The 13,354-nt window shown below is 60.0% G+C and carries 12 protein-coding genes; 7 read left to right on the forward strand and 5 right to left on the reverse strand.

Features of this window, described 5'->3' with window-relative positions; translation table 11 throughout:
• Window positions 1-32 precede the first annotated feature (32 nt).
• The 4 genes from ACXX81_RS01315 to ACXX81_RS01330 all read left to right on the forward strand — a co-directional run bounded on the left by ACXX81_RS01315 (window position 33) and on the right by ACXX81_RS01330 (window position 6,026).
• Window positions 33-3,698, forward strand: coding sequence for a hypothetical protein (locus ACXX81_RS01315; RefSeq protein ID WP_458571095.1), 3,666 nt, complete (start codon window positions 33-35; stop codon window positions 3,696-3,698).
• Window positions 3,699-3,773: 75 nt separating this feature from the next.
• Window positions 3,774-5,123, forward strand: a complete 1,350-nt coding sequence (gene mpl / locus ACXX81_RS01320; protein WP_458571096.1) for a UDP-N-acetylmuramate:L-alanyl-gamma-D-glutamyl-meso-diaminopimelate ligase — start codon at window positions 3,774-3,776, stop codon at window positions 5,121-5,123.
• The gene (gene ubiX / locus ACXX81_RS01325; protein WP_209985229.1) at window positions 5,120-5,749 is read left to right on the forward strand and encodes a flavin prenyltransferase UbiX; all 630 of its coding nucleotides are present in this window, start codon (window positions 5,120-5,122) and stop codon (window positions 5,747-5,749) included. Before mpl ends, ubiX begins: the two co-directional genes overlap by 4 nt.
• Window positions 5,742-6,026 carry a YceK/YidQ family lipoprotein gene (locus tag ACXX81_RS01330; protein WP_209985226.1) on the forward strand — a complete coding sequence of 95 codons (285 nt, stop codon included), beginning with the start codon at window positions 5,742-5,744 and terminating at the stop codon, window positions 6,024-6,026. The genes ubiX and ACXX81_RS01330 overlap by 8 nt, the downstream gene beginning before the upstream one ends.
• A 279-nt stretch (window positions 6,027-6,305) precedes the next feature.
• Here the strand turns inward: ACXX81_RS01330 and ACXX81_RS01335 are convergent, their stop codons facing one another.
• The 3 genes from ACXX81_RS01335 to ACXX81_RS01345 form a co-directional block, all read right to left on the reverse strand.
• Entirely contained in the window at window positions 6,306-6,947 is a 642-nt protein-coding gene (locus ACXX81_RS01335; RefSeq protein WP_209985224.1) for an oxidoreductase, read from the reverse strand.
• A 29-nt stretch (window positions 6,948-6,976) separates the two neighbouring features.
• Complete coding sequence (locus tag ACXX81_RS01340; protein WP_209985221.1) at window positions 6,977-8,695, reverse strand: C13 family peptidase; 1,719 nt, start codon at window positions 8,693-8,695, stop codon at window positions 6,977-6,979.
• Between the two features lie 105 nt (window positions 8,696-8,800).
• Complete coding sequence (locus ACXX81_RS01345) at window positions 8,801-9,256, reverse strand: MaoC family dehydratase (protein ID WP_209985218.1); 456 nt, start codon at window positions 9,254-9,256, stop codon at window positions 8,801-8,803.
• A 186-nt stretch (window positions 9,257-9,442) separates the two neighbouring features.
• Between ACXX81_RS01345 and ACXX81_RS01350 the strand changes: the two genes are divergently transcribed.
• The 3 genes from ACXX81_RS01350 to ACXX81_RS01360 are packed head-to-tail and all read left to right on the forward strand — an operon-like array spanning window position 9,443 to window position 11,126.
• Window positions 9,443-9,796 carry a CidA/LrgA family protein gene (locus tag ACXX81_RS01350; protein WP_209985215.1) on the forward strand — a complete coding sequence of 118 codons (354 nt, stop codon included), beginning with the start codon at window positions 9,443-9,445 and terminating at the stop codon, window positions 9,794-9,796.
• Entirely contained in the window at window positions 9,793-10,509 is a 717-nt protein-coding gene (locus tag ACXX81_RS01355; RefSeq protein WP_209985213.1) for an LrgB family protein, read from the forward strand. Before ACXX81_RS01350 ends, ACXX81_RS01355 begins: the two co-directional genes overlap by 4 nt.
• A 23-nt stretch (window positions 10,510-10,532) precedes the next feature.
• Window positions 10,533-11,126: an LON peptidase substrate-binding domain-containing protein gene (locus ACXX81_RS01360; RefSeq protein WP_458571097.1), complete on the forward strand. Its 594-nt coding sequence runs from the start codon at window positions 10,533-10,535 to the stop codon at window positions 11,124-11,126.
• On the opposite strand, the gene ACXX81_RS01365 is transcribed toward ACXX81_RS01360, so the two are convergent.
• Window positions 11,120-12,436, reverse strand: coding sequence for a bifunctional DedA family/phosphatase PAP2 family protein (locus ACXX81_RS01365; protein WP_458571098.1), 1,317 nt, complete (start codon window positions 12,434-12,436; stop codon window positions 11,120-11,122). The two genes, ACXX81_RS01360 and ACXX81_RS01365, sit on opposite strands and share 7 nt — an antisense overlap.
• Before the next feature lie 162 nt (window positions 12,437-12,598).
• Window positions 12,599-13,297, reverse strand: coding sequence for a DNA-3-methyladenine glycosylase (locus tag ACXX81_RS01370; protein ID WP_209985195.1), 699 nt, complete (start codon window positions 13,295-13,297; stop codon window positions 12,599-12,601).
• Window positions 13,298-13,354: the final 57 nt, after the last annotated feature.

The following is a 13,354-nucleotide window of genomic DNA, read 5'->3' on the forward strand; positions in this document are numbered from 1 at the left end:
TTCAGCGCTCACTACCGAAGGTGACATCACTTATGAGTACTCGCTCACGTCTTATTGAAGGACAAACAATGGCGTCGTCAACACATTTGAACCCTTCAGTTGTTGATGGGCAGACGTCTCAGATGACGGGTGATGCGCAGCTGGCTAAAACAGTTGGAAAGCAGTTGTCAACAGGCGCAAGAGTTAAAGTGCCTGCGCACTCCACGCTGGGCCGTTGGATTGACGTGTTGAAGTCGACTGTCCATTCTTCTGCCACGCGGCGGTTGGAATCGATAGCCGGTGGTGCCGTTGATGAAATTCGAGTCAATACTCGAACCGGCGAAGTAACCCATTACTTTAATGCTCGCATTCAAAGCCCGCCTGTTGCGTTGACAGATCTTTTAGGTGGGCGTGAGATAAAGAATGCCTTGTTGAATCTCGCCAGTGTGCTCGCCCCCAATGCCGAGTTGCGTATTCCGGCGTTTTATCAGGGCGGCACCGTGGCGTTAACTGACGTACAGAAATTTTACGGTGAACCGCAGCATTTGATGCCCGAGCAAGCGACCGCACGTGCGAAGGAATTGGCGAACAATCCGGTTTTTAAAGGCCAGGATGCGTTGCCTGACCACTCGCTAATGGAGCAGGTGCAGCAAGCGGTAGGCGACTCGGATACCTTCTATAACATGCTCGCCGCGATTCGGGCTGTCCTTGCCGCACCAGGCCCTGATTTCGACCTCGCGCTGCAGCAGGTAGAAGTCGCCCCTTATTCTCAACACTGGAGTCAGGAGCGGCGCCAGCCTGTGACGGTCAGCCTCAAGCAGTTGATTCTTGACAATGGCTGGTTCGTTCCGGAGAACAAGGACGAACTATTCAATCTCGGTCTCGCACTGGGAGCGCAAACCTTTAGCAGCGAGAGCAAAAAAAGCGCAGGCGGACTGCTCACCAAGGATGTATCAATGAGTGCCCCGGATCAGGCCACAGTCACCCAGGTTGTTGAAACATGGATTGCTCAACAGAAAAAACAGCAACCTGAGAAGCGGGGCAGCGCCAGGAGTTTAATCGAATACCTGAGCCGCTCAATTCCCGAGTCTAATAATCCGGAAGTTTTTCTAAAGAGCCTCATCAACTCTCCAGGTGCACAGGCACTGGGTAAGCGCATACAGATGGCGATTGATGCAATCCCCACCGCCACCAGCAGCGAGGAAGCATTGATGACCGCATTATTGCTGGATGCCGATATTAACGCAGGGCAACAGCGCAATAATCTGGCCGGCTACAACCTGCGCCAACACGCCAACTGGGGCTGCTCACCGACTGAGGTGGTCAACCGTTTTGAAAAACACCTCGGCGGTCGATTTGGTGCTTCGCTGGCAAAAGTGGTGGCGTTTCAATTGTTATCCGTCTGCGCGCCTGAGTTCCTTGTAAAAGACATTCCGCCGTCGCTTGTATACGGTTCCCATTCATGGGCGCTCTTCAGTGCTGCGGTATCTCGCAGGGAGCTGACTGCGGTGGGCTCAACCGCAGGCGAGACGTATCAAACGATTATGGAACTCGACAGTATTGCGCCTATCACCGACAGTGCGCAGCGCCAGGCACAAGTTGCCCTGATGAGGTCAGTGATTGATTGGGCGATCGTACAGGGCGTTATTCAAGAGAACGCTGGCGATGAGTACACGGTCGATGAAGTCGAACGCTCAGTCGCGGCGATGAATGTTCAAGTAAACAGTATGGTTGAGGCTGTTGAGCTACTGGCTGCGCCGGTACCGGCACGAAAAGAGTTGGCGCTTGCAGAATTAAAGCGCGTTTATGGTTCTGAAAACGAACATTTCTTTGAGGAGGGGCTGTTCAGCAAAGAAAAAACCGGCAACAGATTGTTTTATTCGCTGGTGGATATTTATATGTCCGGCGACTTGCACGCCCATCCGTGGAACTCCACCAGCGCAGAGTTTTCGGCTGAAAAAGTGGCGTCGCGGCTTTCGGAACTGCGGGATATAAATAAAGCGTTCGATGAGGCGTTTGATGTCTATACGGCTCAGTTGACGAAAATGTTCAAGGACGTGTTCAGCTATCAGTTTTCATTGTTGTCGCTGGAGGACAGGCGTTTGCTTGAGCGGGGCAAGGTTACAACCTTTAGTCTCGAAGCACCCGCCGGCGATAAAAGTGTAATGGCTGGTCATAAAATAGCCGACTATATCGCCACGGGCGCCATGCTTATTCGCGCAGAGTCGGAGGGGAAGGTCGTACATTATTTGTACTCGCCTGCGCAGGGGAAAATTGTCAAGGATGCCGACCCTTCTCGGCCAGGTTTGCAGTTCCCCAATACGCATCTTTATTTCACGATGCCCCAGCCCGGCTCTTCCGGCGAAACTGAAAGAACCATCGATATACATTGGCAGTTGGCCGACGAACCTGCTTTGGGCGTTACCGCGCGTCGCATTTACCCTTCTAAATCCCTGGAGTCTGTCGTGCCAGGGTTATTTGTGGGGCCGGTTCCAAGTGTTAGGTCCCCTAAGCTCAGTGAATTGTCCACTATTGCCGGTGCTTACTTTACCCGTGGTCTTGAGTCGGTCAAAAAGACCGCTAAAGGGCAGACACCCCAAGAGCGGTCGATTGCGTTTCATGCTGCGGTTCGTGAGTTTTTCTTGAACCTGGTGCCTTTTTATTCGACAGTCAAAAGCTTTATTAATGGCCGCGTTGGCGAGGGTTTTGTAAACCTTGTAATGGACGTGTTCGGTTTTTTCATCCCCGCGACCAGAGGCGGCGCTCAAGCCGTGAGGGTTGGAGCCAAAGGGCTGGGCTCGCTTTTGAGGTTCACCAAAGGCTTTGCCGTGACAGGCGTGCAGGCAGCCAACCCTCTGGCTAATGTGTTTGATGTGAGCCGTGGCGTGTTTAAGCTGAGTGGGAAAGGCATCAAGCAGTTGAGCCGACTGCGAGCATCATCGCTCGATAAGTTGCGTAGTATCCATGGCCCGCGTAGCGGCAGCTTTACCCCCTCAAAATTGGGTAATAGAGAGAACATCGCTCAAGGTGTCTATCGAAAAGTAGACGGGCATTCAGAATGGGTGCCTGCCGAGGCGGTTCAGCGCAACGGCAAATGGTATGCCTTTGATGCCCACACCCGTACAGCATATGGGGCGCCACTCAAAGAATTCGACCCTCGTCCGTCATTCAACGTGACTCAGCAGTTGGTGGTCCCGGCAGTGGGCGTCGTCATAGACTCAGGTTTTTCGGTGGCCAACATGGCGCTGAATAAGCACCTCTATCATCGCTCGCTGCCATCTATGACTCACCAGGCGTCTGCTCCGTTAACTGGATTGCCCGAAACCGAAGATATCGCGCCTGCTGCTCAGGTACGCGTCGGCTCTGCCCTGCATCTTCGGTTCGAAGTCGCAAAGTCAAATACCGTCAATATCGAAAAACACTCACTGGAGTATTCGGCGGGTGGCACGGTGCTTAATCACGTTCCAAGGCAAGTCTGGTCGGAAGATCCACTGCAGCTTCTGGATCAGTTAGAAGCGGAAGTGAGTTTGGTCGAGGAGCGTTCCGAAACCGACGCGCAGATGCATGAAGTGTTTTTTAAACCCTATCACTTCTATGGTGCCGTTGATCAAGGCCCTGAGGGGATGGAAAAGCGTCTGGAGGTGATTGAGAAGAAGATAGCCGCAGTGAGAAAGGTCCAGGCGACGCTGTACAAACTGCTGAACCCGGACGCGCCCTGATCCGTGGTATTGACCTAAAGAGTGCGATTTCCCTCGCCCTGCGCTAACCTGCGTCGATGTTTTACGAGGTCGATTATGCACATTCATATTCTCGGTATCTGCGGTACGTTCATGGGCTCTATGGCAGTGCTGGCCAAAGAGTTGGGCCATCACGTCACCGGCTCCGATGCCAACGTCTACCCACCGATGAGCACGCAACTTGAGGCTCAAGGCATTGCGCTGACCCAAGGCTACGACCCCTCACAATTCGACCCCGTGCCGGACCTGGTAGTGATCGGCAATGCCATGTCCCGTGGCAACCCGGCGGTCGAGTACGTGCTCAATAAAGGTCTGCCGTATGTCAGCGGCCCGCAGTGGCTGGCCGACCATGTGCTGCAAGGTCGCTGGGTACTCGCGGTGGCCGGCACCCACGGCAAGACCACCACCAGCAGCATGCTCGCCTGGGTGCTGGAGCATGCCGGCATGAGTCCGGGCTTTTTGATCGGCGGTGTGCCACAGAATTTTTCGGTGTCGGCCCGTCTGGGCAACACGCCATTTTTTGTAATCGAAGCCGACGAATACGACAGCGCCTTTTTCGACAAGCGCTCCAAGTTTGTCCATTACCGTCCGCGTACAGCGATTCTCAATAACCTCGAGTTCGATCACGCCGACATTTTCCCCGACTTGCCTGCCATTGAGCGGCAATTCCACCATTTGGTACGCACCATCCCCAGCGAAGGCCTGGTGATCCATCCCACCACAGAGCCTGCGCTGCAGCGCGTGATCGACATGGGCTGCTGGACCCCGGTGCAGACCACCGGCGCTGGCGGGCAGTGGCAGGCCAGGCTGCTGAGCGAAGACGGTTCGCGCTTTGAAGTGCTGTTTGAAGGCGAGGCGCAGGGCATCATTGCGTGGGACATGACCGGCCAGCATAACGTCGCCAATGCCTTGGTCACCCTGGCTGCCGCACGGCATGTGGGTGTGGTGCCCGCTATGGGTATCGCTGCGTTGAGCGCGTTCAAAAGTGTGAAGCGTCGTATGGAAAAGGTCGCTGACGTGAATGGGATTACCATTTACGACGACTTTGCCCACCACCCCACGGCGATTGCCACCACCCTGGATGGCCTGCGCAAGCAGGTCGGTGATGCCCGGGTTATCGCGATTGTCGAGCCTCGTTCAAACTCCATGAAGCTCGGCGCGCACCGTGATGGCTTGCCGCAGAGCGTCAACGATGCCGACGAGGTGGTCTGGTATGCCCCTGCCAATCTCGGCTGGGACCTGCCGGCGATTGCCGCGCTGTGCACCGTCCCGTCGACGGTGTGCGATTCCATCGACGGCATCATTGAGCACGTCAAACAGCAGGCCGGGCCAGGCACCCACGTGGTGGTCATGAGCAATGGCGGCTTCGGCGGCCTGCACGGCAAGCTGGCCGAGGCGCTCAAATGAGCGGCCCGGAACGCGTTACGCTGGCAATGACCGGCGCTTCGGGCGCGCCCTACGGCCTGCGCCTGCTCGATTGCCTGGTGCGTGAAGAGCGCGAGGTGCACTTTTTGATCTCCAAGGCCGCGCAGTTGGTAATGGCCACCGAAACCGACGTGGCGCTGCCGCCCAAGGTGCAGACGATGCAAGCGTTCCTCACCGAATACACCGGTGCGGCGGCGGGGCAGATCAAGGTGTACGGCAAAGAGGACTGGATGTCGCCGGTGGCCTCGGGCTCCGGCGCACCTGCGGCGATGGTGGTGGTGCCGTGCTCCACCGGTACGTTGTCGGCGATTGCCACCGGTGCCTGCAACAACCTGATCGAGCGGGCGGCGGATGTGACACTCAAGGAGCGTCGCCAGTTGATTCTGGTGCCGCGTGAAGCGCCGTACTCGAGCATTCACCTGGAGCACATGCTCAAGTTGTCGAACATGGGCGTGACCATCCTGCCCGCGTCGCCGGGCTTCTACCACCAGCCGCAGACCATCGACGACCTGGTGGATTTCGTGGTGGCGCGCATTCTCAACCTGCTCAATATTCCCCAGGACATGCTGCCGCGCTGGGGCGAGCACCATTTGAGCAGTGATGAATAAGGCGTTGCTGGTGGTGTTGGCGCTGCAACTGGCCGGCTGCGCCACGGCACGCACGCTGGATGCCGCGCAGCCCGGCGCGCCGGTGGTGTATGCCGGTACACGGTTGGACCTGTACGCGATTGACGGCGGCTGTTGTGCCAAGGACAAGTTCGGGGCTGAGGCGCCGCGCTACCCACATGCAGACCTGCCGGCCAGCGCACTGCTCGATACGCTGTTGTTGCCGCTGTCGGTGTTGACAGTGCTGGGCGTAGGCTTTAACGCGACGGGCGGTCTCTAACGATTGGCGCCTCTGTGGCGAGCCGGTCTGTTGTGGCGAGCGGGCTTGCCCTAATGCCGTTCAGTTAAGCGCAGATTCCCTGTGGCGAGCAGGCTTGTCCTGCGTTGGGCTGCGCAGCAGCCCCAAAGCCAGGCGCTGAGCCGTATCAGGTACACCGCGTTTTGCTCGATTGGGGGCGCTTCGCACCCCAACGCGGGGCAAGCCCGCTCCCCACAGGCATGTGGCTGCCTGAACTTCAGGCTTTAAAATCAACGCGCTATTTTGTGTTGATAAGAGCGGTTACTTGCCGAGTTTGCGCAACTCATCCGACTCCACCACCCGCACCCCATTCTGTTCCTCCAGAGCCAGGCGCCACATGGCCCGAGCCAGGTCGCACACTTCGATGCCGTGGTACTTGCCTGGAATCAAGCGCGACAACGGCCCGGCCAGTTGTTCGGCCAGACGCGGTTCCAGTCGGTCACCCAGCAGCAGCGAAGGCCGCACGATGGTCAATTGCGGCCAGTCCTGCGCCTTCAATGCCTGTTCCATTTCGCCTTTGACCCGGTTGTAGAACACCGAGGATTTCGGGTCGGCGCCAATCGCGCTGATCACGATCAGGTGTCGCGCGCCCAGTTCCCGCGCGCGTTTGGCAAAGGCCACGACCATGTCCAGGTCGACGGCGCGAAAGGCCGCTTCGGAGCCGGCTTTCTTGATGGTGGTGCCCAGGCAGCAGAAGGCGATATCCACCTGGCCGCTCAGCTGTGGCAGAACCACTGCCGGTTCGCCCACCGGGTTTTCCAGGTGGGGGTGTTCGGCAAGTGGTTTACGGCTCGGCGCCAGTACGCGGCTGACGGTAGGTTCGTTGAGCAGGCGGTCCAGCAGGTGTTCGCCGGTAAGGCCTGAGGCGCCTGCGAGCAGGATATGCTGAGGTGTCAGGTACATGGTGTTTCCCCCTTATTACACATTACAGCTTAGTTGCCTTTGGCTTCCTTGCTATTCATTGAGACGCTTTCGAGCGCCTTTCGTGCCTGCTGTTTGCGTAAGAGTTGCCAGTGGGCGATCACCCCCTTGGGCGCCCAGATCTGCGGTTCGGAGGCTTCGAAGTTGTCCGCCTGCTCGCGCTCGGTCACGTGCAGTTGCGCCAGTTTGAAGGCTTGCTGCAAATCGTCGGTCTGGTTAAAAGCCTGTGCGAAAAGGGCATCGCCGAAGTAGGTGAAGTCGGCTTCCTCGGAACAGCCGAACGACACGCGATCGGCCCGCGAAGCGGTCATGATCAGCGTGTGTTCGTCTTTCAGCGCCGGAATGAAGCCGCCGGAATAGCAGGCGGAAATCACGATGATCTTGTCGCGGTTTTGCAGCGGGGTGAGCACGGCGGCCAACTCGTCGGCGGGCAGGTCGGCCAGTTCCATGCGCGGCTGGTCGAGCACCAGTTCATGTTCGTGGGTGCCGTGGCTGGTCAGGTAGATAAACACCAGGTCTTCCGGCCCGCTGCGTTCGGCCAGGGTCTGCACCGCGCGGCGCAGGCTTTCGCGGGTGGCCAGGGGGCGGTCGGTGATGTGGTCGCGATGGTTGACCAGGCGAATCTGCCCACGGGCGCCGAAGCGCGTGGCGAGCATGTTGCTGACGTAATCGGCTTCGCGCAGGAACACGCTTTGCTTGCCGTCGCCGGCCACGGCCAGGGTGTACAGCTCCACGGCAGGGGTGGAGGCGGGCACCGCGGCAAGCGCCTCGTTGAGCAAACGGCCCTGGGCGAGCACGCCGATTTCCAGCGGGTCGGGCAGCAGCTTGCCGTCGGCGTCTCGCACGCGCAGGCCATTGACCCAGGTGCCGGCCTGCACGGCGCCATCGGCGAGCACCAGTGTGCCGCGACCTTGATAATTGTCGCTGTCGAAACCGCCGATATAGAAGCTGCCGTCCGTGAGGTTCAGACGGCCCTCGCCGGTAAAGCGCCAATCGCTGAACTGGCCCACGTAGTGGCTGCCGTCCACGCCGATCAACTCGCCTTTACCGCTCAAGGCGCCTTCCTTGAATTCGCCGATCCACACATCGCCGTCAGCGTTTTCGTAGCGGCCCTTGCCGTTGAGCTGGTTCTGTTTGAACTGGCCTACGTAGATGTCGCCGTCGGCGCTGTTGAACGTGCCGTTGCCTTCCAACTGGCCATCGACGAAACGGCCGCTGAACTGGTTGCCGCTGTCGTCGTTGCGCTGGCCTTCGCCGTTCGGCTTGCCGTGGGCGAACTGACCCTGATACTGGCTGCCGTCGGCCAGCTCCAGGCGACCGAGGCCTGAATACTGGTCGTCGAGGAACTCGCCGCGATAGGTCATCTGCCCCTCTTTGAGGGTGCCTTCGCCGTTGCGGCGACCGTTCTTGAAACCGCCCACGTATTGGCTGCCGGCAGTGGTCAGGCTGCCCTGGCCATCGAACAGGCCCTGCTGGAACTCGCCCTTATAGACTTCGCCGTTGCTGCCATGCCATTCGCCCTGGCCGTGCCACTGGCCCTTGTCGAACGCGCCGGCATACCAGCTGCCGTTGGGGTAGTCGACACGGCCCTGGCCTTGCAACAGGCCATTGACCACATCGCCACGGTAACGACCCCCATCGGGCAGACGCGCATCGGGCGGCAACAGCGATTCGCCGTCTCCGCAGGCGGTGAGCAACAGGGCAAGGGCAAGGGGGGCGAGTGGGCGCATAGCGGGATCCGGATAATTGAGCGCCGAGTATGCCGCAGCCGAGAGTTTGATACATAAATTTACATACGCTGTGGAAAGGTTTAGCGCCTCACCACAGGCAGGGCCTTACACGAAGCAGAGCGACAGCGACTCGGCAATGTAGGCAGGTTTTTCCTGGCCATCGATTTCCAGGGTGCAGGTGGCCTTGAGCAGCCACTGGCCGGGCTTTTTCTCGGTGACATCGGTCAGGGTGACCGCCAGGCGCACCCTGGAGTCGACCTTCACCGGCTGGATGAAGCGCACGCTGTCCAGGCCATAATTGACCGCCATTTTCAGGCCTTCGGGCACGATCAGGATGTCTTCGATCAGTTTGGGAATCAGCGACAACGACAGAAAGCCGTGGGCGATGGTGCTGCCGAACGGGGTCTGCGCGGCCTTGACCGGGTCGACGTGGATGAACTGATGATCGCCCGTGGCCTCTGCGAACAGGTTGATGCGTGCCTGGTCGATGGTGAGCCATTCGGAACGTCCCAGTTCCTTGCCGACATGATCATTGAGCTGCGCTACAGGTACATAGGGCATTGCGTCTCTCCTTGGTTCAGCAGTTTTTATCCGCCCGGTAATCGGGGCTTTTTTGCGGATTGCAGACAACCAATGTAGATCATCACGGCCCTTGCGCCCGGTCAATCCACCATGCTTATGGCGAATGCCGGTGTATAGACCTGACGTGCTTATAATGCGGGCGAGCTTTGACGGGGGAGAAAGTGGATGTTGTTACGGGGCCTGACCTGGCTGGTGCTGTTCCAATTGATCGGCACCGCGCTCAATCATTTGCTGTTGCCGGTATTGCCGGGGCCGATTATTGGCCTGTTGCTGATGCTGGGCTTCCTGATCTGGCGCGGCGAAGTCGGCGAGCCCTTGAACCTGGCGGCCAGCAGCCTGTTGCGCTACCTGCCGCTGCTGCTGGTGCCGCCCGCCGTGGGCGTGATGGTGTACGCCGGGGAGATTGCCGCCGACTTCTGGGCCATCATCGGCGCGCTGGTGTTGTCGCTGGTGATCGCCATGGGCTTTGTCGGGGTGTTGATGCAGCAGATGGTCAAGCGCAAGGAGAAGGGTCAATGACTGTCGACTGGCACGGCGCATGGACGTCCGTCATCCATCACCCGCTGTTCGGCATCGGCATTACCTTGGGCGCTTATCAACTGGTGCTGGCCGGGTTCGAGAAAACCCGCTGGATCTTTCTGCAACCGGTGCTGGTCTCCATGCTGCTGGTGATCGGCGTGCTGCTCACCTGTGGCCTCAGCTACGCCGAATACCGCAAGAGCACCGAGATCATGGGCATCCTGCTGGGCCCGGCAACGGTAGCCCTGGCGGTGCCGCTCTACCTTAACCTGCGCCGCATTCGCCAATTGTTCTGGCCGATTGTTACGGTGCTGGTGTTGGGCGGGGTGCTGGTCACCGGCCTGTGTCTGTTGCTGGGCGAGTGGTTCGGTGCCGAACACCGGATGCTGATGACCATGGCGCCCAAGTCGGTGACCTCGCCGATTGCCATGCTGGTGGCCGAGCAGATCGGCGGCGTGGCGGCGCTGGCGGCAGTGTTTGTGCTGATTACCGGCGTGGTCGGCGCCATGATCGGCCCGGCCTACCTGACGCGCCTGGGTGTGCACAGTCCCGAAGCGCGCGGCATGGCGCTGGGCATGACCGCCCACGCCGTGGGCACGTCGGTGGCCTTGCAGGAAAGCGAAGAGTGTGGCGCGTTTGCGGCGCTGGCCATGAGTCTGATGGGCGTGGCCACGGCGGTGTTTTTGCCGTTGGCCGTGTCGGTGATTGTTTAAACCCAGGTATGAAGGAAACCTTTATGAGTCTGGCGCTGTTCCCGCTCAACACCGTGCTGTTCCCCGGCTGCACCCTCGACCTGCAACTGTTCGAGGCGCGCTACCTGGACATGATCAGCCGCTGCATGAAAAAGGGCGAAAGCTTCGGCGTGGTGTGCATCCTCGACGGCCGGGAAGTCGGCATGGCGCCGGACGGCTACGCGCTGATCGGCTGCGAGGCGTTGATTCGCGACTTCAAGCAGCAGGACAACGGCCTGCTGGGGATTCGCGTCGAAGGCGGGCGCAGGTTTCGCGTACGTGAAGCGGGCGTACAGAAAGACCAGTTGCTGGTGGCCGACGTGCAATGGCTGGACGAGCAACCGGACCTGCCGCTCGAAGAAGAGGACGCCGACCTGCTGGCCCTGCTCCAGGCCCTGGCCGAGCACCCGATGGTCGCCTCCCTGGACATGGGCGGCAATGCCGAGGGCCAGCAGGCACTGGGTAATCAGCTCGCGTATTTATTGCCGTTCACCGAAGCGGACAAGATCGACCTGCTGCAAATCGACGACCCGCAACAGCGCCTGGATGCGATCCAGATACTGCTCGACGAGTTGCAGGGCGAACTGTTCACTCAATAGGCATAGCGCAGCAAGGCGTGGGACGTGCCGGTGAGGGCGATAAAGCCCATCACCGCCACCAGCGCCGGCAGCAGCAGCCACCAGGTCCTGCGCGACATGGCCGGCAGCGGGCTGCGGTATTCGCAGGCCGTGAGGCTGAATGCGCAGACGGTCATGGCCAGCAGCGTGCCGGCGAGGATGTCCGAGGGCCAGTGAGCGCCAAGGTATACCCGTGACAGCGCGATGAAGGCGGCCGGAATGCAGCCCATCAGCATCCAGGTGAGGCGCAGCCGCGTTGGCTGGCCGCGCCCTGCCAACACCGCCAGCGCGAGGAAAAACGCGAAGGCGCCGGACGCATGGCCGCTGGGCATGCTGAAGCTGGTGAGCGGGTCGGTGAGAATTTCCGGGCGGCCACGGGCGAAAAACAGTTTGGTGCCGGTATTGATCACCGCCGCGCCGGCCAGTGTGGCGCCGACAAACAGCGCATGGCGCCACTGCCGCAGCAGCAACAGCAGGCCGGTGAACACGGCGCTGGCGACGAACATCTTTTTGAACTCGCCCAACTGCGTGACCCGCACCATTACCTCGTCCAGCCAGGCGCTGCGATGCTCCTGCACCAGCGCGCTCAGGCCCTGATCGAAGTGATTGAGGTGTGGGTAACCGATAAACACTGCGATCAGCAGCACCAGGCTCGCGCAGCCGATCCACAGCGTTGCGCGACGATGGCCGCGCAGGCTGCTGTTCAAGCTCAGGCCCAGCAAAACGGCCAGGCACCCGGCCACGACTGCCGCCTCCGGCCAGAAGCCTTCCGGCAGTGGCAGACGGAATGCGGCACCGGTCGCCCAGCCCGGCAGCAGGTAGGCCACCGACCAGCCGGCCGCCGCGACAACACTCACGGCGGCGAAGCGCGGGAAGGGCATGTCGCACATGCCGGCGACCATTGGCAGCATCGGGCGCAATGGGCCGATGAAACGTCCGACCAGCAGGCTGGCGATACCGTATTTGTGGAAGTAGGTTTCGGCGCCGTTCATCCATTCCGGGTGGTGACGCAAGCCGGGCAGGCGCCGGATGTTCTGGTGGAAATGTCGGCCCAGAAAGTAGGAGACGCCGTCGCCCAGCAGCCCGCCGAGGAAGCCCAGTAACAACGTCTCGCTCAGCGACAGCGCGCCGCTGCCGGCCAGCGCGGCAATGGCGAACAGCAATACCGTGCCCGGCACGATCAGCCCGGCAATCGCCAGGCACTCCACACACGCGACGATAAACACCGCCACGGCCAGCCACTGCGGGTTCACGGTCAGCCAGCCGGTAATACTATCGAGCCATTGGCCCATACACTCCACTCCCTCTCTGCACTACGTAATCCGGAACACTGAAGGTCAACTGTGGGAGCGGGCTTGCCCGCGAAAGCGGTGGGTCAGTCAACAGCAATGTTTGCTGGGTACCGCCTTCGCAGGCAAGCCAGCTCCCACAAAGGGCTGCGGCGATATAAGCGCTCATGCCCGGTCGGCTCGAATCAAAAAATAATCCCGGCCTTCGACTTGGCCACGTCGCAGCGGGTTCCGCGTGCAATAAGGCGCATAGCCTGCATCGACGAAACGGTACATCAAGTGCTCATCGCGCCCGCTCGGGATGCCCAGGCGGGTGGTCTGGATAATCTGCGTGGGCGTCTGCCCCACGTCCTGCACATAGAGCAATTCCTGGTCGAACCGCTTGGCGTCCCACATCGGCACCTTCAGCCCCAGGGCTTTGCACAGCAGCGTTTGGCCGGCGCAGAGTTTTTGCGAGGCGCGTGGGCTGCCGTCGGGGTTCGGGTTGTTGAGCAGCATTTGCGCCAGGCTGGCGGGGCCGGAGATTTCATCCACCCACGGATAGGCCGACTTGATCAGCACCGCGTTGCCCGGGCCATGGGCGCTGAAGTTCAGCGAATCGCCGCCCCGGGCGTAATACATGTAGATATGGCCACCATCCAGAAACAAAGCCTTACGCTTTTCTGTGTAGCCAAGTGACGCGTGACTGCCTTTTTCGGCCACGTAATAGGCTTCGGTTTCAATAATTCGCGCAGAAAGCCAGAGATCACCCACGCGATGGCGTATGACTTTTCCGAGCAGATCCCGTGCGAGCACTTGCGCGTCACGGTCGAAGAAGCGGTCGGGCAGGGCGCTGGCGGGGAGTTGCGGGGTCACACTGGGCATAGGAGATCAGGGGAGTGCAGGTAAATGTGACCGAATAATAACAACTCCCCGCTTAAT

It is taken from the genome of Pseudomonas sp. GNP013, assembly GCF_054343995.1.

Coding starts and splice junctions, on each gene's coding strand:
- ACXX81_RS01355 (WP_209985213.1), top strand. CDS start 9,793: ATGACTGTCGACTGGCACGGCGCATGGACGTCCGTCATCCATCACCCG.
- ACXX81_RS01350 (WP_209985215.1), top strand. CDS start 9,443: ATGTTGTTACGGGGCCTGACCTGGCTGGTGCTGTTCCAATTGATCGGC.
- ACXX81_RS01345 (WP_209985218.1), bottom strand. CDS start 9,256: ATGCCCTATGTACCTGTAGCGCAGCTCAATGATCATGTCGGCAAGGAA.
- ubiX (WP_209985229.1), top strand. CDS start 5,120: ATGAGCGGCCCGGAACGCGTTACGCTGGCAATGACCGGCGCTTCGGGC.
- ACXX81_RS01330 (WP_209985226.1), top strand. CDS start 5,742: ATGAATAAGGCGTTGCTGGTGGTGTTGGCGCTGCAACTGGCCGGCTGC.
- mpl (WP_458571096.1), top strand. CDS start 3,774: ATGCACATTCATATTCTCGGTATCTGCGGTACGTTCATGGGCTCTATG.
- ACXX81_RS01340 (WP_209985221.1), bottom strand. CDS start 8,695: ATGCGCCCACTCGCCCCCCTTGCCCTTGCCCTGTTGCTCACCGCCTGC.
- ACXX81_RS01360 (WP_458571097.1), top strand. CDS start 10,533: ATGAGTCTGGCGCTGTTCCCGCTCAACACCGTGCTGTTCCCCGGCTGC.
- ACXX81_RS01335 (WP_209985224.1), bottom strand. CDS start 6,947: ATGTACCTGACACCTCAGCATATCCTGCTCGCAGGCGCCTCAGGCCTT.
- ACXX81_RS01370 (WP_209985195.1), bottom strand. CDS start 13,297: ATGCCCAGTGTGACCCCGCAACTCCCCGCCAGCGCCCTGCCCGACCGC.
- ACXX81_RS01315 (WP_458571095.1), top strand. CDS start 33: ATGAGTACTCGCTCACGTCTTATTGAAGGACAAACAATGGCGTCGTCA.
- ACXX81_RS01365 (WP_458571098.1), bottom strand. CDS start 12,436: ATGGGCCAATGGCTCGATAGTATTACCGGCTGGCTGACCGTGAACCCG.